This is a genomic window from Pseudomonas helvetica (assembly GCF_039908645.1).
Lineage (GTDB): Bacteria > Pseudomonadota > Gammaproteobacteria > Pseudomonadales > Pseudomonadaceae > Aquipseudomonas > Aquipseudomonas helvetica.
The window spans coordinates 648761-673854 of record NZ_CP150917.1 but is presented as its reverse complement, the minus strand read 5'-3'; the positions used below and the strand labels follow the sequence as shown (position 1 = coordinate 673854).

Annotated in this window: 21 protein-coding genes; 10 read left to right on the top strand and 11 right to left on the bottom strand. The window is 58.2% G+C overall.

The annotated features are described in order from the left end of the window. Positions 1–4: 4 nt before the first annotated feature. The 4 genes from AABM55_RS02920 to AABM55_RS02905 all read right to left on the bottom strand — a co-directional run bounded on the left by AABM55_RS02920 (position 5) and on the right by AABM55_RS02905 (position 7043). Positions 5–1018, bottom strand: a complete 1014-nt coding sequence (locus tag AABM55_RS02920; protein ID WP_054595406.1) for an AI-2E family transporter — start codon at positions 1016–1018, stop codon at positions 5–7. Positions 1019–1209: 191 nt separating this feature from the next. Further along, the gene (locus tag AABM55_RS02915; RefSeq protein ID WP_019693799.1) at positions 1210–1515 is read right to left on the bottom strand and encodes a PsiF family protein; all 306 of its coding nucleotides are present in this window, start codon (positions 1513–1515) and stop codon (positions 1210–1212) included. Between the two features lie 161 nt (positions 1516–1676). After that, positions 1677–6071: a DUF6543 domain-containing protein gene (locus tag AABM55_RS02910; protein WP_347928772.1), complete on the bottom strand. Its 4395-nt coding sequence runs from the start codon at positions 6069–6071 to the stop codon at positions 1677–1679. A gap of 189 nt (positions 6072–6260) precedes the next feature. Then, the gene (locus tag AABM55_RS02905; protein ID WP_173859974.1) at positions 6261–7043 is read right to left on the bottom strand and encodes a helix-turn-helix transcriptional regulator; all 783 of its coding nucleotides are present in this window, start codon (positions 7041–7043) and stop codon (positions 6261–6263) included. Positions 7044–7139: 96 nt separating this feature from the next. Between AABM55_RS02905 and AABM55_RS02900 the strand changes: the two genes are divergently transcribed. After that, positions 7140–8015, top strand: a complete 876-nt coding sequence (locus AABM55_RS02900; protein WP_347928771.1) for a DMT family transporter — start codon at positions 7140–7142, stop codon at positions 8013–8015. 105 nt (positions 8016–8120) lie between these two features. Here the strand turns inward: AABM55_RS02900 and AABM55_RS02895 are convergent, their stop codons facing one another. Then, a complete protein-coding gene (locus AABM55_RS02895) occupies positions 8121–9011 on the bottom strand; it encodes a triacylglycerol lipase (RefSeq protein ID WP_347928770.1) in 891 nt (296 codons plus the stop codon). A gap of 393 nt (positions 9012–9404) precedes the next feature. Between AABM55_RS02895 and AABM55_RS02890 the strand changes: the two genes are divergently transcribed. Further along, a complete protein-coding gene (locus AABM55_RS02890; RefSeq protein ID WP_054595402.1) occupies positions 9405–10160 on the top strand; it encodes a hypothetical protein in 756 nt (251 codons plus the stop codon). Positions 10161–10207: 47 nt separating this feature from the next. Beyond that, positions 10208–10957, top strand: a complete 750-nt coding sequence (locus AABM55_RS02885; RefSeq protein ID WP_347928769.1) for a hypothetical protein — start codon at positions 10208–10210, stop codon at positions 10955–10957. Between the two features lie 86 nt (positions 10958–11043). Here the strand turns inward: AABM55_RS02885 and AABM55_RS02880 are convergent, their stop codons facing one another. Then, positions 11044–13113, bottom strand: a complete 2070-nt coding sequence (locus tag AABM55_RS02880) for an AsmA family protein (protein WP_347928768.1) — start codon at positions 13111–13113, stop codon at positions 11044–11046. 388 nt (positions 13114–13501) lie between these two features. Between AABM55_RS02880 and AABM55_RS02875 the strand changes: the two genes are divergently transcribed. The 7 genes from AABM55_RS02875 to AABM55_RS02845 all read left to right on the top strand — a co-directional run bounded on the left by AABM55_RS02875 (position 13502) and on the right by AABM55_RS02845 (position 18914). Next, entirely contained in the window at positions 13502–14104 is a 603-nt protein-coding gene (locus AABM55_RS02875; protein ID WP_347928767.1) for a hypothetical protein, read from the top strand. 157 nt (positions 14105–14261) lie between these two features. Further along, positions 14262–14894, top strand: coding sequence for a TetR family transcriptional regulator (locus AABM55_RS02870; RefSeq protein WP_054595398.1), 633 nt, complete (start codon positions 14262–14264; stop codon positions 14892–14894). A 273-nt stretch (positions 14895–15167) separates the two neighbouring features. Then, positions 15168–15668: an urease accessory protein UreE gene (gene ureE / locus AABM55_RS02865; RefSeq protein WP_054595397.1), complete on the top strand. Its 501-nt coding sequence runs from the start codon at positions 15168–15170 to the stop codon at positions 15666–15668. Then, positions 15665–16339 (top strand): urease accessory protein UreF, encoded by a 675-nt coding sequence (locus AABM55_RS02860; protein WP_347928766.1) that lies wholly within the window; start codon positions 15665–15667, stop codon positions 16337–16339. Before ureE ends, AABM55_RS02860 begins: the two co-directional genes overlap by 4 nt. A 23-nt stretch (positions 16340–16362) precedes the next feature. Continuing rightward, on the top strand, positions 16363–16977 hold the full coding sequence (ureG, locus tag AABM55_RS02855; protein WP_054595395.1) for an urease accessory protein UreG: 615 nt from the start codon (positions 16363–16365) through the stop codon (positions 16975–16977). A 38-nt stretch (positions 16978–17015) separates the two neighbouring features. Next, on the top strand, positions 17016–17588 hold the full coding sequence (locus AABM55_RS02850; RefSeq protein WP_103316276.1) for a HupE/UreJ family protein: 573 nt from the start codon (positions 17016–17018) through the stop codon (positions 17586–17588). 192 nt (positions 17589–17780) lie between these two features. Next, positions 17781–18914 (top strand): AGE family epimerase/isomerase, encoded by a 1134-nt coding sequence (locus AABM55_RS02845; RefSeq protein ID WP_347928765.1) that lies wholly within the window; start codon positions 17781–17783, stop codon positions 18912–18914. Positions 18915–19080: 166 nt separating this feature from the next. Here the strand turns inward: AABM55_RS02845 and AABM55_RS02840 are convergent, their stop codons facing one another. The 5 genes from AABM55_RS02840 to hflK form a co-directional block, all read right to left on the bottom strand. Continuing rightward, positions 19081–19986: a cation diffusion facilitator family transporter gene (locus tag AABM55_RS02840; protein WP_054595392.1), complete on the bottom strand. Its 906-nt coding sequence runs from the start codon at positions 19984–19986 to the stop codon at positions 19081–19083. Between the two features lie 243 nt (positions 19987–20229). Continuing rightward, on the bottom strand, positions 20230–20997 hold the full coding sequence (locus tag AABM55_RS02835; protein WP_145016416.1) for an SDR family oxidoreductase: 768 nt from the start codon (positions 20995–20997) through the stop codon (positions 20230–20232). A 104-nt stretch (positions 20998–21101) separates the two neighbouring features. Further along, a complete protein-coding gene (locus tag AABM55_RS02830; protein WP_347928764.1) occupies positions 21102–22325 on the bottom strand; it encodes a YjbE family putative metal transport protein in 1224 nt (407 codons plus the stop codon). Between the two features lie 95 nt (positions 22326–22420). After that, entirely contained in the window at positions 22421–23302 is an 882-nt protein-coding gene (locus AABM55_RS02825; RefSeq protein ID WP_347928763.1) for a protease modulator HflC, read from the bottom strand. Next, positions 23299–24333 (bottom strand): FtsH protease activity modulator HflK, encoded by a 1035-nt coding sequence (gene hflK / locus AABM55_RS02820; protein ID WP_054595388.1) that lies wholly within the window; start codon positions 24331–24333, stop codon positions 23299–23301. The genes AABM55_RS02825 and hflK overlap by 4 nt, the downstream gene beginning before the upstream one ends. Positions 24334–25094: the final 761 nt, after the last annotated feature.

Here is a 25094-nt window from a genome sequence, read left to right as displayed (position 1 = left end):
AGGATCAAACCATCCCGATCAGCTTCAACTCGCTCTTCAGGTACGCGTAATAAATCGGCCCTGCCACCACTCCCGGCAGGCCGAACGCGGCTTCGAACACCAGCATTGCCAGCAGCAACTCCCAGGACTTGGCACTGATCTGCCCGCCGACGATCCGCGCGTTGAGAAAGTATTCCAGCTTGTGGATAAAGATCAGATAACCCAGCGCCGCCACCGCAACCCAGATCGACAACGACAAGCCGACGATGGTGATCAGCGTGTTGGACATCAGGTTGCCGATCACCGGCAGCAAGCCCAGCAGGAAGGTCAGCACGATCAGGGTTTTGGTCAACGGCAGCTTGATCCCGAACAGCGGCAGGATCACTGCCAGGAAGATCCCGGTAAAAAAAGTGTTGAGCAGGGAAATCTTGATCTGCGCAAAGACGATATTGCGAAACGCTTGAACCAGCAGGTGCAAACGGTCGAACAGTGCTGCCGCCAGGGGTTTGCGTTGGGTCAGGTCAGGGATGCGCTGCAAAGCGATGATCGCCCCCAGCACCATGCCGATCAGCAACGTGACGAACATGTGCGCGGCGTCTTTGCCGACTAGTTGCAGGTCGCTCAGGTGTTTGCTCAGCCACTCGCCGATGGCCACGCGAAATTCAGCGGCGCTGGCGGGCAGGTAAGCGTCGATGAATGGCGGTAACTGGCCACGCGCCTTATCGACCACCAGCATGAATTTGTCCAGGGAAGCCCCGGGGTTTTCCGCTTCATGCAGCAGAAAACTGATAGCACCGGCAAAAATCAGCGCCAGTACACTGACCACCAGCGTGCCAAGCAAGGCCACGGCCAGCCAGCGTGCACGCCGTCCTTCGATCAGTCGTTGCAACTGCGGGGTGAGCATGTTGACCAGTTCGAACACCAGTAACCCGGCCAGCAGACTGGGCAACAGTCGCAGCGGTATCACCAGCAATAGCCCACCAAAAATGATCACCCAACTGACCAACAGCAACACGTGACGCTGAGAAAACGTTGGCATACAGCCTCAAAACAAACGGCGTTAAAGGATTGGCAGTCTGCCAGCCTTCCGACATTGAAGCGAGCGGATGACTTCACCACTGTAGGAGCAAAGCTTGCTCGCGATGAACGATGACGCGGTCTGTCAGTTCCACCGCGGTGCCCCTATCGCGGGCAAGCCTTGCTCCTACAGAGGGGCACGGGGAGCGCAGCTTATTTTTTCTTCAGGCAATCGCTCATGAAGGTTTTGCGCGCATCACCTTTAAGCGCCTGTGCGGTAGCGGTGGCGTTGCAGGTTTTCATCTTCTCTTGTTGAGGGGTCATGGGTTTGGCCGCCTCTGCTGCCGGCGCGGCTTTCAGGCAGGTACTCATAAAGGCTTTGCGCTCATCACCCTTGAGGGCTTTCGCGGTGGCGTCGGCATTGCAGGTGGCCATTTTGTTCTGTTGTGCCGTGGCGGCAAAGCCTTGGGAACAGAGCAGCAGACCGATCATCAACAAAGGGATACGCAGCATCTTCATGGAGTTTTCTCCTTGTTACCGCACCGATGGGCGCGGCCTCGAACGGAGTGTAGACAAATGCCGTTACACCTTCACCTTTCAACTATGACGACCTGCAAAAAAGCCGAGTGCGAGTTATCAGTAACTGGCTCCCGGCTCAAACAACGCTTCAAGAATGGCCGTTAACGGGACGAGACCGCTTTGTCGTAGCTCTCAAACGTCTCGAGGCGATTCTCGATAACCGAAGCACTGTGTCGCTCGAAAGAAACCGCTCGCTCATCAGGCGATACATAGGTAGCGCCTAGCTCTTTCAATGAAGTCCATTGGGCATAACCGCCTTTCAGATGCAGCTTGGGAATTTTTATCGCCCTGAGCGTCGAATCATCCGAGCCTCGGGGCGGAATAACGGCAGTGCCAGCAGGTGCATCGTCGATAAACGCATACTCGGCGACGGCAGGGCCAGGCTTCAGGCTCAGCACCGGTTCAGGATCGAACGTGAAGTAGCCCTCGCGGGTCAGATGGGCACAGGGAAACTCTGGCCAGGAATCGGCAGCAACCAATTGCTCCGGGTGGCTCAAGTCACCAATGACAACATACTGATGGTCAAAGTTGGTGGCTTTGACAATATGTATTTCAGATGTCCGGGGCTGGTTCGCGAGGATCGAGAACGTCACTTTCGAATTCTCCGAACAGTTCCCGCCCTTGATGTTGATAGCGGCCTGTGCAGCTTCGGCAGTGGTGAGCTCGGCCGTAGGCAAACCGGTAGCCAAGTCGATTTTTCGGAGATTTTTCAGTGCAGCGATAGCCGATCCGCCCTTTTCCCAGATGCTCGGTAGTTGGTTGCCGGACAAAGGGAGAAGCTCCTTGGCGCGGGTGATCGCACGCTGTGCCATGTTCAAATCGGCCATGGTCTGCGACGAGACTTCAATGACCTTCTCGGTTGCGCTCATATGCTCGCCCAGCATCTCCACGTAGCTATGCAAATCAGCCAGTGTGCCCGACGGAGCGTTGCCTGCTTTCGCTGCGAGGGCCAGCGATTCATATTGATCCGTACGTTTTGTTCTCTTCAGGTAACGAGCAGTCATTCCCAGCTCCCGCTGCGAATCCGACAAGGGCGTTGGCTCACCGTCCATGAACATGTTGTTCAGTAGTTCGGTGAATTGCTCAGGGGACAGCATTTTTTTCAGCTCGGGCAACAGTTCGACACTTTGCCTTATCACTGCTCTGGTCATGGGGGCATTGGCTTGAATGGCCTCGGCAAATGCCGGGTAAAGGGAGTTCAGATGCGATTCGGACAACTCATCGCAAATTAACTGCAGGCCATCCAAATAGTCGCTTTCTACAGACGGCAGGGGGTCAGAGGGATATCCCCAATCGACAAGGTTGTTAAAAACCGCCTGGAGCCTCTTCGTCTCAGGCTCCACAGCCCCCCCATTGGATGCACCTCCACGCAGACGAAGCAAAGCGGGATTAAAAGCCGGTGGTATCGGGACCGGGAACTGCGCAAGTATCGTGGACAACCTGTCAGGCCTTACCGCGTGATCACGTACGGCCTGCTTCAGTGTCTGAACGTCACTCCTGCGAACATTCAAACCGGTCAGTTCGGCATCCGGGAGTGCCTGCAAGATCGAGGAGTAGAGGTCAGTCTCTGCGTGCAAGGCATTACCTTGATCATCGTAAGCCTGAAAGCTGCCATCTGTTCGCGAGACTATCGTGCGTTTAAGCGTGGCGTGCTCTGTACCGATACTGTCCAGCACCCCGCCTTCGTACTCGAACAGCCTGACTTGAATGGACACATCCGAGGGCCAGCCCGGCAGGTTCTCAAGCGAATGCAGTACCAGCGTTTCGGTATCGAAGCTTTCGACCGACGCCAGGTAAAGCCCCTCATAAGCACGAGCAACCCTCACTTCCTCACGCGCATAGAGCGCCAGCCCCTTGAGTCGCGATGGCAAGCGCCCTTGGGCGACTATTTGCAGTTCCTCGGGTGTGGCGACCGCCAGCAACTCTTGCGCAACAGCGCCAGGCAGACCCGGCATTTCGGACTGAACCGCTTGTACCTGAGCACTCCAGCGCAACTCGTGCTCTTTGTAACGAGCATTGAACATGAAGTTTCGCTTGGCGCTGGCACGCCGTGCGATTTCCGCCCGAAGGATTTTTGCATGAGCCCCCGTAGTCGTGACCGACGCGCCGAAAACGTCTTCCATCAGTGTTTTTGTTTCACCTTCATCAAGGTGCGAAAGCAAGGTTGCAATCAGGTCGCCATCGTTCAAGCGGTCCTCGTTTATCCGCACAGGAACAGAATCGTTGGAGCCTGTCTGCCAAGTGACACTTCCATCGCGCGCGACAAGTTGCAGCGGCCTTTCTCCGGGCCACACGCCATCCAGCAGTTGCAACTGTGTGCGTACATCGGCCTTCAGGTAGTGCTGTGGTTGCTCACTGCTGATCTGATCGATGAACGTCTGAATATCCCGATCAATCCTGAATCGCGTAACGGTATCGCTCAATAAGGGCAATGGCGGCTCATTGTCGATGTACATCCGGCGCATCGCGTCGACATGGGTGCGACTGACCGTGCGGATGTCGTCGAACGAATCGGTCAAACCGTCAAGCGGCTGCCCCATCCGCATCATCAGCGTTTGCTCATCCCACGACTGAGGCTGCTCGCCTTCGATCACGAATGCCCCCGCCCCGTTACTCTCGACCACAGGTTGATAGGCATCTGGCCGGGTTGGATGCTGCACCCGGTGCTTGCCGGTTTGCGGGTCGCTTTTGAGTTCGAAGTGAGACGTATCGAGGCGCAGGATCGGCTTGCCGTCGTGCTGATGCAGCCACAATTCGTCGGGCTTTGAATCGGCAGCCAGAACCAGTGCCTTTTGCTGGTAAGGCTCAAGATTCTGCCCCCACAGACGTTGTTTGCCAGTGGCCAGGGTGACCGGCTTTGCCCCTTCGATAAACGGTGACAGCCTGGAGAACGCCAGGTCGCCAATCTTGATGCCGCCAGCAAACGCTGCCAGTTGAACCACGCTTTCGGTGAAGCCGATCAGCTGTTCAGCGGCCTCCAGATACAATCCTTCAGACAGATCGAGTACACCTTCAACCACTTCACTGACCAACTGATAAGCCGTATAGGCCAGCATCAATTCACCCAGAAAAGGCACGAAGGGGGTCACCACCAATAACGCGACATTGAAGATGTCCGAGAGCATTTTTTGCAGATTTTCAACCCACGCCCAACGCTCCGTACGATCAGCATCGGCAGTGGAAATGACCAACGCCCGGGCGTCGTTGAGAATTTTGTTTTGCTGCTGCTGATAGAGATAAACCCACAGGTCACCATTGAAACGGGTCTCGGTGTCGTTCTCGAACCGCATGACGCCATAGCGCAGGCGTGGGTTTTCTTCAGGCGTTTCTCGCCATACGGGCAGGTCCACTCCCCATTCTTTATCGTGCTGGGTGACCCGCACCAGTTGAGCATTGAGCGCGGCAAAAAAATGCCCACGCTGCTGATGGTCGACAAAGCGACTGAAGAACTGCTGATAACTGAGCCCGGACGAGGGCTGTGCAGGGGGCGACGCCTGGCCGGTATCACGTAACTGGCGAGTCAGCTCGCGGCTGAATTCGACGAGCGACGGGTACTCTTTCAACGGATGCTCGGGATCGTGCGGCACATAGGCAATGATTCGCCTGTTTGCACCATAAGGCGCATCGAGATCAGCGGCGATGAGCACAATGCCTTTCAGGAGCGTGTCGAGCATCGTCAGGTGATAGTAACGAACGGGAATACCGTCCAGGGTCAGGCCTTTAAGTCCCTTGATCATGCCCTGCACAACGACATACGCCTGCGCCCCGATGTCTTTTCTCAAGAGCGCCATTTGCAGGGCGATTTTCAGCGCGGCTTGCTGGCTTTTTATGACTCTGTGCTGCAACACCCCGCGGGCCAGACCATCGGTGGGGCGCAAGTAACTTTCCAAATAGTGTTTGTACCTGGCGCCAATATCCAACTCGCGACACAGCGCCGTGAATTGCTCAATGGACATAGCGCTTCGAATTTTCTTTATATCAAAGTGTCCCTGCGCATCGGGTCGGGAGATAAACTCCGACCCCGACAAAAACACCTCGGCACTTGAAAAGTTGTGCAGCGCCGCATCCAGCAAGGAAACTGTACGACTGCTCGCACCGCCATCAAAGTTATGGCCCCACGGAGACAACTTTACCTCGGAGTACAACTTCAGAAACGTTTCCCTGACGTCATCTTCAACCCCGTATTTTTCCTTTAACGCCTGACGCAGCACTGGCTCGGCAAATGAACGGACGTCTTGCAAATCCATCAGCATTTTGTCGACATCATTCTGCGACGACCAGCTTGCCTCCAGGGCATTGAGCATGCTCAGGTGTTCGGCTTGGGAAGCGTTCCTGATCCACCCGGGAATACCTGCACCGCCCACTTTTAACGTCCGAAGCCTTTGCGGTGTCGCCAGGGTCAGCCAGGCAGGAAGCGCACGCTCTATAAATTCGTGGTGAATACTTGCCTGAGCAGCTTTGGCAGGCGACGTACTGTTTGTTGACGACGAAACCATCTGACACTACCTGAATTAATTATTTGAATGAACAGCCCCTTAATAAATAGTGGCGCCGCATCGCTAAAAGCGTACAACGCTCGGCGGCCCATTAATGGAGTGCAAGTCTGATTAGACCGTAAGATATTTCTTGCTGAAGTTTCATGAATCGATATAACCAACAGCCGATTCAACGTGTCATCAAACCGTTCAAAAAACCTTGTATCGACGGTAGTGCTCGGGCGTACAACCGGCCTGGCGCTGAAACATCGCGATAAACGCCGACGACGTGCTGTAGCCCATATCGAAGGCGATCTCCTGAATGCTGCGCTGGCTGTCCAGTGCTTCGATCGAAGCGAGGAAACGCAGGCGTTGGCGCCACTCACCGAAGCTCATGCCCAGTTCCCGAACAAACTGCCGGGCCAGGGTTCGTTCGCTGACGTGGATCTGCTCGGCCCACTGCGCCAGTGGCCGATTGTCGCCCGGTGATGCCTGCAAGGTTTCGAGCACACTGAGCAATCCGGCGCTGCTGGCGTAAGGCAAATAACAGTTATGCACCGGAGCTTGTTGAAGCTGATCGACCAACACCTCGGCCAGGCGCTTGTCTGCCGGGCGCTCGGGGATCTTGACGTCGCGGGCTGCGAAGTCCTTGAGGATTGCCTTGAGAATGTCACTGATCGCCAGCGTGCAGGCCTGTTGCGGCAGATCGCGACACAGTGGCGGCGCGAGGCAAACCGCGCGGTAATTGATCGGCTGGTTGCTGTAGAAACTGTGCTCGGTCTGCGGCGGCACCCACACCGCGTATTGCGGCGGCGACATGAAGCGGCTGCCGCCGATTTCCATGTGCAATACGCCGTGGGCCGAATACTCCAGCGTGCCCCACTGATGACGGTGAGCCGAGGCAAAGCGGTGGGCATCAAAGTCGGCATAGCGGAAGTACACGGGGGCCGGCAGTTCGCTGAAATCCAGCAGATCGATGTGTTTACTGTTCATGCTGTCTGTCATCAGGGGCAGGTTGTCTGGATTGAAGTATAGGCGCGCATCCAGACAGGCGATAATCACCCCGTCATCAACGTTCTGGTTTTTCCCATGCAATATGCTTATCCCCTGCTGGCCATTTTCATCTGGGCCGGCAACACCGTGATCAACAAACTGGCGGTCGGCGCGATCTTCCCTGCCGAGATCGGTTTCTATCGCTGGTTGCTCGCCGGAGTGCTGTTCACGCCATTCATGCTCAAACCGGTGATACGTCATTGGACGGTCATTCGCCCGAACCTGGGCAAGGTCTTCGTCCTCGGCGTGCTTGGCATGGCGGTCTATCAAAGCCTGGCCTACTTCGCCGCAACGCTGACCTCGGCCACCAACATGGGCATCATCCTGTCGCTGATGCCGTTGATGTCACTGGCCATGGCGATTATCAGCCTCGGCCAACGGCTGACCGCCGGCGCGCTGGCCGGTGCGGTGCTGTCGTTTGCCGGCGTGCTGGTGGTGGTTTCGTCCGGCAGCCTGGGTGTGCTACTGGAACACGGGGTCAACCTGGGCGATGCGATGATGCTGATCGCGACCCTGGCCTATGCGGTCTACAGCACCTTGCTGAAAAAATGGCAGCTGCGTTTGCCGCCGCTGGTGCTGTTGTATTTGCAGGTGCTGGTGGCGGTGGTGGTGCTGTTTCCGCTGTTCCTGGCCTCGCCAAAAGTTGGCCTGACCTTGCAGAACATTCCACTGGTGCTTTATGCCTGCCTGCTGGCCTCGATGCTCGCGCCACTGGCGTGGATGCAAGCGGTGGTGCGTCTGGGGCCAAGCCGAACCACGCTGTTCTTCAACCTGCTGCCACTGATTACCGCATTGATTGCGGCGGTGGTGCTGCATGAGCAACTGGCGCTGTATCACCTGGTGGGTGGCGTGCTGACGCTGGGCGGAGTGATTCTTTCGGAGCGTTGGACCACGGTGTTAGGCCGCACCTGATCCCCTGTGGCGAGGGAGCTTGCTCCCGCTCGACCGCGAAGCGGTCGCCTGTTTTGGGGCTGCTGCGCAACCCAACGGGAGCAAGCTCTCTCGCCACAAAAGCGGCTAGACCCCCGCCGCCTTCAGTCGCTGCGCATGCTCGACGAATAACCGCAGCGGATCGGCGCCTTTGCCCACTAGCCCCAGCGACTGGTTGACGATGTCGAAGTGATCCAGCGGGTATTCATCGCCAATCACCGTGCCCAAATGCGAGCTGTAACGCCCGACCATACCGTCGCAATGCCCCGCTTCGCGGACGAAGGTGGTGGCGAACAAGCGACAGCTGCGGTTGGTGCCGTCGAACAGGTTACCGCCACGGTCGGTCTTGCCCGGTTGCAAGGTCCCGGACCACGAGTAATAGCGCACGCCGTTGACCAACTCTGGCCCATGCCCGCCCCAGGTCTCGGGCAACCCCTGTGGATAACGCTGATTGAACAGCGCGACCCCTTCGCTGGTCAGCGAGTCGTGCGAGGCATGAACATCCACCGGCCATTTGTGCCTGGGATGACCGGTTTCCAGCAGGCCCATCAACCACGCGACCAGTTGCAACAACGCACTCAGCACACGGCCTTTCGCACTGTTGGGCGGACAGTGTTTGTGCAGGTAGTCCGCCAGCTCCGAGCCATGGTTGGGCCCCGCTACCGACGTCACCGAGGCTATCAGGTCCGGGCGCTTGGCGGCAGCGTAACGGGCGGTCAGCGAACCTTGGCTGTGGCCAATCAGATTGACTTTGCTTGCACCGGTTTCGCGCAATATTTCATCGATTTGCACTAACAACTCTTCACCGCGCACTTCGTTGGAGTTGACCGGCGAAACCTGAACCGCGATCACTGTCGCCCCACCCCGGCGCAGCGCCGAAATGATCCCGTACCAGTAGGGATAGAACAGCAGCCGAATAAAGCCGAGCATTCCCGGGACCAGCACCAAGGGGTAACGCGTGGAGGTCTCTTGCGACATGGGCAGACATCCTTGTGATCGAGTAAGAAGGCCCAAGGCGGGATGCAAGATGTCGCTCACGAGCATCGCCCCCCGAGGATGACACCTTCACGACCAGTCTATGACATTCCCGGCTCGCTACTTCACACCAATCACTCACACTTAAGTAGCGGACACACCGGCGACATGACGATTATATTCAGAGACGTGTAACAGCAGCGGTCTTAGCGCAGCCAAATAATCGCACACATTCTTAATACCCCCGAAAAAAACAACGCCTTCTTATACTAACAACCACAGAAACACCCCGCAACAATCATCGAGTTACAAACGCACACTCGACATAACGCCTCAGTTGTTTATATTTCAAATCACAGACAAGAGGTCTGCAATCAAACAACAAGGACTCTATTTATGCATATTGAACAACGCCTCGAATTTCTTGATACGCTTCCTGTTTTACCAGCTTCGAGCTTTACACCTCGAATCGCTACGTTCAGCCCACCGATCGACCCAAACAAAGAAAGCGCTACAGTCGGTCCGGAAATGATGAACATTTACATACCCGGCGTCTCGGAGCAAAACCGTAAAGACGTTGACAACTGCAAGTTACTAGTTCAAAACGCCGCAACACAACTGTATGACCCAATCAAGCAACTGCACGAGTGGTACAAGTATTACACCGAGAGCCTTGCCAAACTTGGCTGGGTCACCCAGGCGTCCCAAACCAAGGATATAAACATCCGTAAAACCGGCCTCACCATGGATGCTGTAGCCTTTGAGATACTTCAGGGCCTGGTGGGTGCAAATGCCCCACAATTGCTGGCGCTCGCTGGCAAAGCCGTGGAAGGCGTGAAAAATAATGAAGGATTGATCAATATTTACAATCGCAATGCCAAAATTGGCTATGAAGCCAAGTTTGACATGTCGCCAGTCTGGCAAACCCGCGAAGGTTCGCCAATGATGATTCTTAACTGCACATCCGTGGATGTCAGGGAAAGCACTCGGGGCATTCTCTGGTGGAAGTCGACCACTCAATCCACCGCTGTAAAATCGGCAGCATCGGCCGTTTATCTCAACGTGGGTATCTATGACCAAATACGTGCTTCCGTTCTTAAGAAGCTTGGCCAGGCTGCCGAAGACTTCCTGGAGAGCATTCCGGGTTTCTAATAATTACATTCAAGTAAATTGATGAAAACCGAGGCCAATGAGCACTCATGGCCTCCGTTCCCGTCAACCCGCTTTCATTTCATTTTCCCGGAGCTTTTATGAAGTCTATGACACCCGACATTTACGTCGTTGACGGAAACATTACACTTTTTTACGGCTCACACTCCGAAGGCTATAAAAAAGATATTTTGCATTCCAGCCTACTGGCGCAACTGATTGCCAACAGCACTCCCGACACTGAACTCAATGCTTACCGAAAAACCCTGAACACCTTGTTCTGGACAGTCAACAGCTTCGAAAGCCGAACGATCAAGAAAGAACCTTCGAGTCTTTTGACCCTTGCAAAGACAGGTTTATCCAGCGCATTAATGGAAGGGCAATTACAACAACTTAGCAACGCATTTACCATCATAAAACAGCTGCCTGATGATTCCCCGATCATTGAGGCGATAGTGAATAAAATTCAAATAAAACACATTCCCGACGTTAACCCCGGCAACTTTTTACCCAGTGAAAATTCCACTTTCAACATCAGCACGCTTCTGACAATTGTATTCGAAAACAAAACAACCCTTTCACTAAAAATATCGTTCAAAACTTCCCGCTCCGTTGACATCACAATTCTCGATCAAGTGATCTCCCAAAAGACTATTCTTGGCGACCCCGAGACCTTCTTATGGTCTACCCATCTGCAGGAAGACAAGTACGACGCCATCAGAAGCCAAGTAACTGGAAAGCTGGGTAGCAAGGTAGACACCCACCTTTTTCACGTCAATCCAACTGCATTAATACACTAAATGAAAGACTGAAGCGCCAAAGGCATGCGGGGCATTAATGGCGTTTCGAACGCCATTGACGCTCAAAGCCGCTGTCGGGGCCTTCTTCAACCCTTGACGGTCTTCGGTGCCTTACCTGCCTTCATCTGCTCCAACAATGGTGCGCACTGATTCGGCTCACCGCCACTCGGCGCTACCAATGCCAGCAACCCTACCGCCGGACCGGCAATCACGCCCAGCGCCACCATCCCCGCGCCCCGCAACATCAGCGGCACACCCTTCACACCGGTATCCGGCTTGATGAACTTACCGCGCACATACAGCGGCGAACGCAACGAGATCAGCCGCACGCCCTTGGACTCCGGCGTGATGGTCAGGTCGAGCTGCTCACTGGCCATGTTCGCCGTGCCGTCGATGTAGATGATCGCGTTCTCGGTGTCGAACACAAACAGCCGGGAGGTCGCCAGACCGGTCTTGACGTCGAAGTCTGCCGCCGCGCAGTTGATCTTCACGTCCTGGTCGCCAAAGATTTTCCCGACCACATAATTGCCGACGTTCAACCCGGCCAGCTCCATCAGTTGACGACTGATCGCACCATCATTCATCAACAGCTTCAGATCGCCATTGGCGCTGCCCAGCAACGCCGCCACCGAGTTGCCGTGACCGGCGAGATCGGCGTCACCGTTGAGTTCCCCAAAGCTGGTTTTCATCGTTTCGAAGCTCGGGAACAGCTGCTTGAGTTTAAAGCCGCGCGCGGTCAGTTTCGCCCGCCCTTCCAACGGCGTGGCAAGGCCGTTCAGACGGATCTGCGCATCGAGCTTGCCGCCCGCTACGCCAAAGCGCAGCGGCTCCAGGCTGATCTGACCATCGTTGAGCACCAGGTGCGTATAGAGATCGGTAAACGGCAGCTTCTCGCTTTGAACGATGCGTTTGCCGGTGAATTCGACATCCGCGTCCATATCGCGCCAGCGCTCGGTATGGAACTCCTCGACCGGCAACACCTTGTCCGCCGGCTGCTTGCTTTCGCCGCCGCGAGCCTTTTGCTTGGCGTTGGAGTCGGCGCCGATCAACGGCGCGAGGTCGGCGAGCAACAATTGATTGGAGACCACCGCACCGCTGAGCTTGGGTCGTGGCTGGCTGGCGACATACGTCAGGTCGCCGTGAATATCGCTGCTGCCGATGGTGCCGTTGAATGCCTCGTAGTGGAACGTTGCACCATCCGACTGGCGCAGGTTGGCAATCAAGTGACCGTCGGTAGTGTAAGGCGGCGAAGCCGGCAGGGGTACGCCGGTCAAGGGATAAAGATTGCCCAGGCTGGTGCCGGCCAGCTTCAGGCGCAGGTCCAGCGCGCCGAGATTCAGCGGGTCGGTCAGGGTGCCGGCCAATTCGACGCTGGTATCGGCAATCTTCACCTGCGCGTGCAACGGGAACGGCTTGGCCGCGTCCTGTAATGCCAGCAGCCCGCCGACCTTGCCTTCGCCCGCCAGTTTCTGACCGTGGTACTGGCCTTTGACCTTCAGCGCGAACACATAGTCTTGCAGCGCCGAGCCCTTCTCCAGAGCTTTCTTCGCGGCTTTATCACCGACGATGTCGCTGAACGGGATCGGCTTGCCCAGCAGGTCGATCAGCAGGTCGAGCTGAGTGTTCAAGGTCTGGTCGTCGAGGGTGACGTGGCCCTTGTCGAAGCCAATCGCACCGATGTCTACCACCCAGCGAGACGGTTCGGCGTTCGGGTCTTTCGGATCGAACTTGAAGGTCCAGTTGGCACGACCATCGGCCAGACGTTGCAAGTCGGCATTGGGCTCAGTGAGGTCGATACGCGGGATCACCACCCGCTGCGCCAATAGCGCCAAGGGCGAAATCCGCAACTCGACGCGCTTGAGGCTGACCATTTGCGGCTTTTTCGACCAGTCCGGGTTACCCAGGCTCAAGTCCTCGGCCATCACATGCGGCCACGGTACCCAGGCGCGCCAACCGCCTTCATCGACTTCACGTTTCCAGGCCACCGTCAGGTTGCCGTTGATGGCAAAGGGGCGGTGCAGTTCTTCGGAGACTTTGCTGTTGAGCGGCGGTTTGATCCGGTTCCAGTCGAAGAACGCGATGATCAGCACCAGCACGGCCATCAGCAGCACGAGGCTGCCGACAACCCAGGCGAGAATTTTACGAGTGCGCGTCATTGCACAGAACTCCTGATTGCGACTCAGCGCCCTGACTGCGACGCCTGCATAGAAACGTTAGGCCAAAAATCGGCCGATTATAGGAGCTACGACTGGCAAATGACCCGCAGGTTTAACGCTCCTTCCATTCAGACATGAAAAAACCAACTTTCCTGACCGATCAGACAGCTCGCGTTACCCGCCCCCGCACTTTTTCGACCCGCAAGTGAGTCGAAAATACCCACCTCGGTGCAAAAGCGCTCCGCGGAAACGTCCGTTCTAGAGGCTTTCCGCCGAACAATCAATTCCGTTGATTATTACCATTGTCTTTATGAACTTTTATATCGACTTATCGAGAGTAGCATTAACTTCGTACCCACTTTATAGCCCTCCCAAGGAGCAACCGATCATGAAACGCCAAGTACTGCTTAGCCTGACCCTTTCGATGTTAGCCAGCACCGCTTTTGCCCTGCCAGCTGCCGATCAGGCAACTCCGCAAGTCAAATCCAGCCACTCGGTTTACAGCCAAACGGTTGCCGATGGTGCCAATGGTAACGAACGCCTGAAAGAAAAAGGCCTGATCACTCAGGACGGCTACGACAAGACACCACAAGGTCAGACCCTGGCTTCTGACGGTTCCGATCGCACTCCACAAGGTCAAACCCTTGCTTCCGATGGTTCCGATCGCACCCCACAAGGTCAGACCCTGGCTTCCGACGGCTCCGATCGCACGCCACAAGGCCAGACCCTGGCTTCCGACGGCTCCGATCGCACCCCACAAGGCCAGACCCTGGCTTCCGACGGCTCCGATCGCACCCCACAAGGCCAGACCCTGGCTTCCGACGGCGCCGATCGCACCCCACAAGGTCAAACCCTGGCTTCCGACGGCTCCGATCGCACTCCACAAGGTCAGACCCTGGCTTCCGACGGTTCCGACCACACTCCACAAGGCCAAACCCTGGCTGAAGGTGGTGGTGACCGTGTGATCGAACGCAACGCTAGCCTGAGCTAAGGCCATGCTGGCCCGGAAAAAAGCCCGATCTCCTGGATCGGGCTTTGACTTTATGTAGCTTGTACTCCCCGCCTCACCTTCCTTTACTCAAGTTCGACGCCAGCAAAGCTGATTTGCTAGAGTGCGCCGCTGTCCTTGATTAGAAGTCAGCCGCCTGATGCTGCCCCGCGCCGAACAGAAACAACAGACCCGCAACGCCTTGATGGACGCTGCCCGCCACCTGATGGAATGCGGCCGAGGATTCGGCAGCCTGAGCCTGCGTGAAGTGGCGAAAACCGCTGGTATTGTCCCGACCGGTTTCTACCGGCACTTTACCGACATGGATCAGCTAGGGCTGGAACTGGTCAGCGAAGTCGGCCAGACCTTCCGCGAAACCATCCGCCTGGTGCGCCACAATGAATTCGTCATGGGCGGGATCATCGATGCCTCGGTGCGAATTTTCCTTGATGTGGTCGCGGCCAACCGTTCGCAGTTCCTGTTTCTGGCGCGCGAACAATATGGCGGCTCGCTGCCAGTGCGCCTGGCCATCGGCAAACTGCGCGAAAACATCAGCTCGGACCTGGCAGCCGACCTGTCCTTGATGCCCAAACTGCAACACCTCAATTTTGCCGGGTTGTCGGTCATGGCCGACCTGATTGTCAAAAGCGTGTTCGCCACCCTCCCCGACATCATCGACCCGCCAGCCGAAGCCTTGCCCGCGCACCTGACGCCACAGGCAAAGATCACTCAACAACTGCGCTTTATCTTTATCGGTCTCAAACACTGGCAAGGGTTGGGCAGTACCGAGTAGCCAATGCTCGTTCCCACGCTCTGCGTCACTGCCGAAGCGGACGCAGAGCGTCCAGTGAGGCATTCCCGCGCAGAGCATGGGAACGATCAACATCTTTTTGCGCTACAAATTGGTGCATACAAAACCCCCGCGCACCAAACCCACCCGCACTTATTCAAAATCACGCAACATCCAGAAACACCTTCTACGCTCTGACAGGGTTTTCCTACGTCTCGTCCGATTGGCAAGCCCCTTGCTCTAGCCTGAGCATTGTCCTTTGCTGGAAGCCTTCCAATGCTGGTGATTCATCGCAGAATCGACCCTCAACCCGTCTGGGCCGCCGAGTTGCACCTGAACTTCGAGGCGCGCAGTAAAAGTCGCCTGCGCTGTTTCAGTGCCGAAGGTGAAGACGTCGGGTTGTTTTTGGAGCGCGGGCAGCCGCCGCTGTACGACGGCGAATGCCTGGAGGCCGAAGACGGCCGCATCGTCCGTGTCTGTGCCCGTCCCGAGCAACTGCTGCATGTCACCTGCGCCAACGCCTTCGAACTGACCCGCGCCGCCTATCACCTGGGCAACCGCCACGTTGCCCTGCAAGTCGGTGATGGCTGGCTGCGCCTGCTTGACGATTACGTGCTCAAAGCCATGCTCGAACAGCTGGGTGCGCAGACCGCAAACATCGAAGCACCGTTCCAGCCGGAGCACGGCGCCTATGGTGGTGGCCATCACCATTCGCGGCACGGCGACGAGGACTTCAACTATCCGCCGAAACTGCATCAGTTCGGCGTACGCATATGAACCCGGCCTGGGCGCTGCTGCGTCTGGCCAGCCCGCAACTGCCGATTGGCGGCTACAGCTATTCCCAAGGCCTGGAAATGGCTGTGGATAACGGCCGCGTAAGCGATCCGGAATCCGCCAAACGCTGGATCAGCGATCAGTTGCTGCTCAATCTGGCGCGCTTCGAAGCGCCGCTGTTGCTTGCCCATTGCACCGCCGCCGCCAATGAGGACTGGCCACAGTTGCTGCAACGCTGTGAAGAACACCGCGCCAGCCGGGAAACCCGCGAGCTGCATCAGGAAAGCCGGCAGATGGGCTATTCGCTGCAGCAACTGCTCAACGGCTTACCAGAACTGGATGACGTCGCCCGCAGCTTTCTCGCACAACGCAGCGAGCCGCATCTGGCCCTCGGCTGGGCGCTGGCCGCCCGCGCCTGGCAGATCAGCCCGCAAGACGCACTCGCCGCCTGGCTCTGGAGCTGGCTGGAGAATCAATTGGCGGTGTTGATGAAAACCCTGCCGCTGGGCCAGCAAGCCGCACAACGCCTCACCAGCGAACTGCTGCCGCTGCTGCAACAGGCTCAGCAGAACGCCTCAACCCTTGACCCCCAACACTATGGCAGCGCGGCTTTCGGCCTGTCCCTGGCGTGCATGGCCCATGAGCGCCAGTACAGCCGTCTGTTCCGTTCCTAGCGCCTGTTATTTTGGAGAATCACATGAACACACAACCTCTGCGCGTCGGTATCGGCGGCCCGGTCGGTTCCGGCAAAACCGCGCTGACTTTGGCGCTGTGCCTGGCGTTGCGTGATCGCTACAACCTGGCGGTGGTCACCAACGACATCTACACCCGCGAAGACGCCGACTTTCTGGTGCGCAACGAGGCCCTGGCCCCCGAACGGATCATCGGCGTGGAAACCGGCGGCTGCCCGCATACGGCGATCCGCGAAGATGCGTCGATCAACCTCGAAGCGGTGGATCAACTGAATCGACGCTTTCCCGGTCTCGATCTGATTCTGGTGGAGTCCGGTGGTGACAACCTGTCGGCGACCTTCAGCCCGGAACTCTCGGACCTGACGATCTACGTGATCGATGTCTCGGCCGGCGACAAGTTGCCGCGCAAGGGCGGACCGGGGATCTGCAAATCCGACCTGCTGGTGATCAACAAGATCGACCTGGCGCCGCTGGTAGGCGCATCGCTGTCAATGATGGACAGCGACACCCAACGCATGCGCGGTGGCAAGCCATTCGTCTTCAGCAATCAGAAAACCGGCCAGGGCCTTGAAGAAATCATCGCCTTCATCGAGCGCCAGGGGCTGCTGACCGCAGCCTGAAACTTATCCACAGGCGTTATCAACAAGGAAGCTTACTCATGACACTCAAACGCATCTTCGCCGCCGCAGCCCTGCTGCTCACGCCCGCACTGGCCTTCGCCCACCCTGGCCATGGCGACAACGGTTTGCTGGCCGGCATCAGCCATCCGATTGGCGGTCTCGACCATTTGCTGGCGATGCTCGCCGTGGGGTTGTGGGCCGCGCAACAAAAGGGCGCCGCGCGCTGGGCACTGCCGTGTACCTTCGTCGGCGTCATGCTGATCGGCGGTCTGCTCGGGTTTGAAGGCTTGAACCTGCCGGCGCTGGAGAGCGGGATTGCCGCCTCGGTGCTCGCACTGGGCCTGGCGGTGGCATTGGCGGTGCGTCCACCGTTGAGCCTGGCGATTGGCGCGACGGCACTGTTTGCCTTGTTCCACGGCGTGGCGCATGGCCTGGAGCTGCCGGAGATGTCCAGCCCTTGGGCGTATGCCGCTGGCTTCGTCGCCGCGACCGCAGCCCTGCATGCCGCCGGTTATGCATTGGTGCGCGTATTGCCTCAGGCCGCTGCGCCGCTGGTTCGGTTGGCCGGCGCTGCTTCAGCGGCAACCGGAGTCTGGTTGCTCGCCGGCTGACTCTGTGGCGAGGGGGCTTGCCCCCGTCGGCCGGTCCGCGCTCGGGCGAAGCAGCCGTAAAAATAACGCGAATGCGATTTTAGGACCGCTTCGCGCTCCAACGGGGGCAAGCCCCCTCGCCACAAAAACAGCATCGTGCACAACTCCTGCTACCATGTCGCGCAAACACTCCTGCCGTGACGACGCCAGCCAATGCCCGATGCTCCCCGCTCCGCCTCCCAGCCTGAATTGACCGCCCTGTTCGCCACTGTGCAGCAGCACTTCCAGGACGTGATCGTGCCGCTCTGGCAAGGGCCCGGCTGGAACTCAGACATGGCGCTGCCGTATGAAGCGCTGGACGCCGAACGCCAGCCATTGCCGCCACAACGCTACCGGGCCATGGCCTGCGCGCGACAGCTGTACCTGTTCGCCAGCCTGATCGGTGACGTGCCGGCTGCCGAAGAGCGCGCCGCTGCGTTGTTTCGCTCCCTGCAACGGCATTTCCACGATGCCGAACACGGCGGCTGGTTCTACAGCATCGACGCCCATGGCGCGCCGCTGGATCAGCGTAAAGACCTCTACACCCACGCCTTCATTCTGTTTGCCTGCGCCCATTACTGGGCCAAGGTTCGCGAGCCACTGGTCGAATCGGTGCTCAATGCCGCGCTGGAAGTGGTCGCTCAGCGTTTCGCCACAGACGACGGTCTGTACGAAGCCAGCCTCGACCGCGACTGGTCATCGCTCAAGTCCGGGCCGTTGCAGAACCCGCTGATGCATCTGGCCGAAGCGTTCCTCGCCACGCTGTCAGTACGCGACGATGCCTCGGTCGAGGCCGCGCTCAATGCACTGTGCGGGGCGATGCAAAAGCACTTCATCGACCCGCAGCACGGGGTGATGATGGAGAAACCGCTGGGGGCTGTGGATAACTGGTTTGAGCCGGGGCATCAATTCGAATGGTTCTTCCTGCTGGAGTCATCGGCGTTGCTGCGCGGATCAAAACTGCACGCCTCGCTGACCCGCGCATTCCCGCTCACCGAACAATTGGGCGTTAATCAGCAAACGGGGGCAGTACGAGCAATGCTCGACCTTGAACTGGACGGCCGACCTCGTGATGAGACCCAGCGCATCTGGGCCCAGGCCGAATACCTGCGCGCCCTGACCTTGCGTCCAGACAGCGAAGCCTTGCTTGAGCGTCAATTGAACGCCCTGCAACAGCGTTTCCTGCATACCGGTGGCTGGTACGAGTGCCTGGACAGAGATGGCGCGATCAGCCGCCAGGACATGCCGTCGACCACGCCATACCATTTGGCGACCTGTTATCGCGGGTTGATCGAATATTTCGGCTGAGTCTTCTGTGGCGAGGGGGCTTGTCGGAACGCCGCACCGCCCCGTTGGGCCGCGTAGCGGCCCTAATACTTGCCGACGCGATTCTTCAGGTAAATCCAATTGACCAGATTGCGGCGGCTTCGCCACCCAACGGGGGCAAGCCCCCTCGCCACACGTCACCTTCCCGTCAGGCAATCCACTTGCGATCACCGGTAAAGCTGATGGTCAGCCAACGCGCCGCATCCGGTTTGCCGAGCTTCGCCGAAATCCGCTCACGCAGTTCATCCAGCGTGGCCACGCCATCAAGTCGGTAATCCGCCGGCAATACCACGTGAATCTCGATGAACCGCGCCCGTCCGTGCTTCTGCACATACGAGATGTAGTCGGCAAAACCATGCTCGGCCTTGGCCTCGTCCATCACCTGGCGAACCTTGTCATCCAGTTGATCCGGAACAATTCCCAGCACATCGCGTAACGCCGGCCTGAGGATTTTGAACGCCGGCGCGAGCATGCTCAGGGCCAGCAGGATCAGGATCGACGGGTCGACGTAAGCGGCCCACTGGCCGTAGCCCTGCGTCTTGAGCAGCAACGCGATGAGGAAGCTCACCAGCAAGCCGACCGAGAGCATCGCGTCCACCAGCCAACTGATGTTGTCGAACTGGATCAGCGAGGATTTCAACGTGCGATTGCGATAACGGACGTAGAAGAAATAGCCGAAACAGACGACGCTAAGCACCCCCGCAAAAGGAATCACCAGGCCCAGTTCGATCTCGCGGCCACCATTGATGATGCCGAACATACCGCTGAGAAAGGCGTAGATCGCAATCAGCAGCAGGAAGCTGCCTTCGATCAGCAGCACCATCGGCTCAAGGTGCCAGAAGCCGAATTGAAAGCGCTGGTTACTTTCCTTGGCGATCAGCTTGGCGGTGATCAGCATCAGGACCTTGATGAAGGTCGCGATCAGCGAAAAAAACCCATCGAACAAAATCGATTGGGAGCCAGAAAAAAAACCCGTGACGATCGCCGCGATTGCCACGGCGAACATCAGGATGGTCGATTGCTTGAGCAGTACCTGCTCACCTCGGTTACTCACATTTCCTCCTTCTGAAACCCTGAAAACCGCAGAGTACGGTGGGGGTTTCGAGAGGGAGTGTACCTTATGCCATGTTTTGACCGATTTGCCGCCTGTGGCGAGGGGGTTTGCCCCCGCTCGGGTGCGAAGCAGCCGCAAACCGTCGATCGCGGTATGCCTGACATAGGTGGTGTCTGGTTTCAGGGCTGCTACGCGGCCCAAACGGGGTGGTGCGGCGTTCCGACAAGCCCCTCCCCCCCACACTTACGCCTTGCTACTGCGGTCAATCGCAAACCCGCCCCAGGTCTGGCTCACCGGCATCAATTCCAGACGGTTGATGTTGATGTGCGCCGGGGCATTGAGGACCCAGAAAATCGTCTCGGCGATGTCCTGCGGCTGGATCGGCTCGGCGCCCGCGTAAGTGGCGTCGTAGCGCGCCTGGTCACCGCCAAAACGCACCAGCGAGAACTCGCTTTCACACAGGCCCGGCTCGATGTTGCTCACCCGTACGCCAGTGCCTTGCAGGTCGCAACGCAGGTTCAGCGAGAACTGTTTGACGAACGCTTTGGTCGCGCCATACACGTGGCTGCCCGGGTACGGGTAGTTGCCGGCGATGGAACCCAGGTTGATGATCCCGGCACCGCGGCCGTGGGCGATCAAGCGCGGCAGCAGCAGGCGAGTGCTGTACATCAGGCCTTTGATGTTGGTGTCGACCATGGTTTCCCAGTCGTCCAGGTCGCACTTGGGCGCCGGGTCTACACCCAGGGCCAGGCCTGCGTTATTGATCAGCCCGCGCAGCTTGGCAAACGACGGCGGCAGGTTGGCGATTGCCTCCTCCATGGCCTTGCGGTCACGCACGTCGAGCACCAGGCCGTGGACTTCGGTCTGCTTCGATAATTCGGCGCACAGGGCATTCAGACGCTCTTCACGACGGCCTGTCAGTACCAGTTTCCAGCCGGCCTCGGCAAAACGACGGGCACAGGCTTCACCAAAACCGGACGTCGCGCCGGTAATAAACAGGGTGTTGGACATCGTGTTCTCCTGGTTTGGGCTGATACGCAGCCGTTGGAATAAAAACTCAACCAGCAGCATGCCCGGCCCGGAGCGCAGCGGCAACCGGGTCATTGGTGGTTACGTCACAGGCTGCGCGCGCACTGGATCTGCGAGAAGCTGCCGCCATTGAGGGTGACCACCGTGGCGCTGGTTTTCTCGATCTCGCCGGGGAGCGTCAGGTGCAAGTCCTTGAGGGCGCTCTGCGGGGTCTGCCAGAGAATGGTCTTGTACCTCACGTAACCGCTGGCTTCACCGCCGCCCGTGACCAGCCGGATCGTGCTGCCGCCGGGTCGATAGTAAAGGGTGGTGCTCGCCCCGGTGCAGACATACGCATAGTCCTTTTGCGGCGTGGGCAGCAGGCCACCGGACAATCCGCTCACCAGGCTATACAACGCAGCGCTGATCACGAAAATACCGGCAAGCCCCGCCAACACCAATGCCAGCCCGTTGTAATCGCCGAACAGACGCCGCGGCGGCTCATCATTGGATGCTTCAATTGCAGGCGCGGGCGATGCAGTCAGGACCACCTCGGGTTTCACCACCGGCAACGTAACCGGTTCGCTGTCCGGTTGCTGGAACCTGACCGCCCGCGCGACCGGCTGCACGACCACAGGTTTGGGCAACCGCGCACGTTGCCGAAGAATGATCCGAGCCTGAAGAACCACATACACCGCACACAACAGGGGCACCACTTGATTGAGCGCCGGTGACTGGCTGTTGACCCAGCCCACGACCACCGGATCAGAGACCGCAATGTCCCCGGCGACATAGCCCAGCAGTGCCGCACCAAATGACACCAGCACCGGCTGACGCTGTAACAGCCGGGTAATCTGCAGGCTGCCGAACATCAGCAGCGGCACACTCAACAGCAAGCCCAGCACCAGATAAAAGACACTGCCCTGGGCCACCGCCGCCAGCCCGACCACGTTGTCCATGCTCATGATCAGGTCGGCAGTCAGCACCGTGACCACTGCACTGCCCAGCGTCTGCGGCGAGCCGGCTGACGAATCGCCCTCTTCGCTGGCCTCTTCCTCGGTCAGCAACCGTATGGCGATCACCAGCAACAGCAGCGCGCCGATCAGCTTGAGCCACGGCACCAGCAGTAACCAGCCGGCCAGCGTGGTCAATAACGCTCGCAGGACGATGGCGCCGCTGGTGCCGATCAATACAGCCCGACGCATCTGTTCCGGCGGCAACCCGCGACAGGCCAGGGCAATCACCAATGCGTTGTCGCCCGACAGGATCAAGTCCAGCAGGAACACCTCAAAGACCATGCTCAGTGCATGCAGCGCACCATCAAATAACATCGAGCGGTTTCCTGGCAAAAGACGGCGTCATCGGAACATCATCCCAGCGAACGGCTCAGGCCGGTGCCCTGTAAACAGATCATTCATGGCCGTTGCTACTTGCCGCTGGTCGTTGCCGGCCCGTTCCGGAACTGCTTGAGAAACGCAGCATCAGGCGTCAGCACCAACATCGGCTGACTGTCAGACAGCGCCTGACGGTAGGTCTGTAACGAGCGGTACAACTTGTAGAGTTCCGGGTCTTTGCTGAACGCCGCCGAAAGGATCTGGTTGGCCGCCGCATCGGCCTCGCCATGGGTAATTGCCGACTGGCGCTGGACTTCCGAGAGCAACACCGTGCGATCACGGTCGGCCTTGGCCTGGATTTGCTGAGCCCATTCAAAGCCCTGCGCGCGCAGCTCCTTGGCTTCGCGCTGGCGCTCGGACTTCATCCGGTCATAAATCGCCTGACTGGCCTCCAACGGCAGATCGGCGCGGTGCAAGCGCACCTCCGTCACCTCGATGCCGAGTGCGCGGGCTTTGTCGGCGACGTCTTTCTCGATGATCGCGACTTCCTGCTGACGGGCCGGCGACAACAACGAACGCAGCGATACCTCGCCCAACTCACGACGCAGCGAGGAACTGACCATTTGCGTCAGCTGGGCATTGGCTTGATCCAGAGTCCCGACAGCCTGATAAAACCGCAACGGGTCGCTAATGCGAAAACGCGTATAGGTCTCGACCTCGATCCGCTTCTGATCGCCGAGAATCACTTGTTCGGCCGGCGATGCCAGGGTTTGCAGACGGCTGTCGTAAAACACGATGGAGTCGCTGAACGGCACCTTGAACTTGAGCCCCGGCTCTCCGGCAACGCCCATCGGTGCACCGAAGCGGATGATCAGTGCCTGCTGTGATTCATCAACAACATAAGCCGAGGCGGTCAACGCCCAGAGCGCAATCGCGACGACCGCTGCGGCCAACCCTTTGACGGTGCGGTTCATGGTCGGGCGTCCTTTTGCTGCGGTTTGCCAGGCTCGCTCAGTGGCATGTACGGCACCACCCCGGACATGCCCTTGCCGGAAGAATCGATGATGACTTTGGAAGCCTTTTTCAGGACTTCATCCATGCTCTCCATGTACAGGCGCCAGGCGGTGACGTCTTTGGATTGCACGTAGCTGTTGTAAACCGAGAGAAAGCGCTTGGCCTCGCCCTCGGCCAGGTTGCCGACTTGCGCCTGATAAGCCTCGGCTTCCTGGGTGATACGCGCTGCGTCGCCACGGGCACGGGGAATCACGTCATTGGCATAGGCTTCGGCTTCGTTGCGGGCGCGCTCCTGGTCGGCGCGGGCTCGCTGCACATCGTTGAACGCATCGATCACCTGTGGCGGCGGATCGACCCGTTGTAATTGCACTTGAGTGACGAGAATCCCCGCCTGTTCGCGGTCCAGCAACTGCTGCAGCAAGTCGCGAGTTTCATCGGCGATCTGTGCACGCTTGTCGGACATTACCGACTGAATCGGCGTACGCCCAATCACCTCGCGCAGCGCGCTTTCGGCGGCGAGTTTCACCGAGCGCTCCGGGTCGCTGATTTTAAACAGGTAGAGTCGCGCGTCCTTGATCCGCCAGAACACCGTGCAATCGGCTTCGACGATATTTTCGTCACCGGTGAGCATCTGCTTGTCGCGCGCGCCATTGCTCGCTGCGCTCTGCACGCTGGTACTGGTGCCCAGTTGCAGCTGATTGACTTGAGTGATCTTGGGTAGGAGGACGGTTTCGACAGGATAGGGCAAGTGATAGTGCAGCCCGGATTCGGCGGTCTGCTGCCAGCGCCCGAAGCGCAGCACAATGCCCTGCTCATCCGGCTGGACCTTGTAGATGCCGGAGCTGATCCAGGCCAGCAAAAGCAGCCCGCCGATCAATGCCAGTCCCCGTCCACCGAGATCCATCACGGCCAGGTCGTAGCCCATTCGCTTGAGCAGCCGACGCATCGGGCTGACGGGCTCGACAGGAGCAAAGGCGGGACTATCGGTCATGCAATGGCTCCATGTCGTCAAGTGACGAGCGCCCATTCGGGGGCGCCAAGGCGCGCAGAGTACCTGAACCCAAAACCGCGAAAATGAAAACTCTGCCATGTTCGCTGTACAAAAAACGCTCAACTGCTGCCAAGCCTTGGCCGCCCTGGCTCGCAGCCAACTGCACGCACCTTATCCACAGCCCCGTCCACAGTCTTTGGGGGCAAGTGCAAACCTTGAGACGCGCGATCTACAAGGCTTTGCGGGCAGATTTGAAAGTTTTTTGCTTGACCTGGGCACTGACAAGTGTAGCCAGCATCGATCAGTGCGACCGGCCAGTCACCGGGACGATGGCTACACGCCAGTCATTACGGCCCTTTGCCGAGTCTTTCCAGAGTTTAACCACAGACTTATCCACAGGCTGCGCAACGACTGTTCAGGCGCCGGGCAGCGGCAACAAAAAGGTTGACAAGGCTTACTCAAGGCCGCTGAAAAATGCCTGATCAAAAAACAACCACAACCCTGCAAGCCACGCCGTTAAAGGCCTTCAGGCAGTTGCTCCCATGTTACCCACAGCCAGCTCCACAGCAAACGGGGACAAGTCAAAACTGTGGAAAAACAACTATTTGCAGCGGCTTTATGTCGCGCTTTAACAGGTTGCGAATATTGTTTTCCACATTTTTCGCAAACACCTGTGGACACCTGAAAACATCCACTTTCGTAGCAGCTGCCGAGCACGCGAGGCTGCGTTCGGTCTGGGCCGCATCTGGACGGAGCGGTCG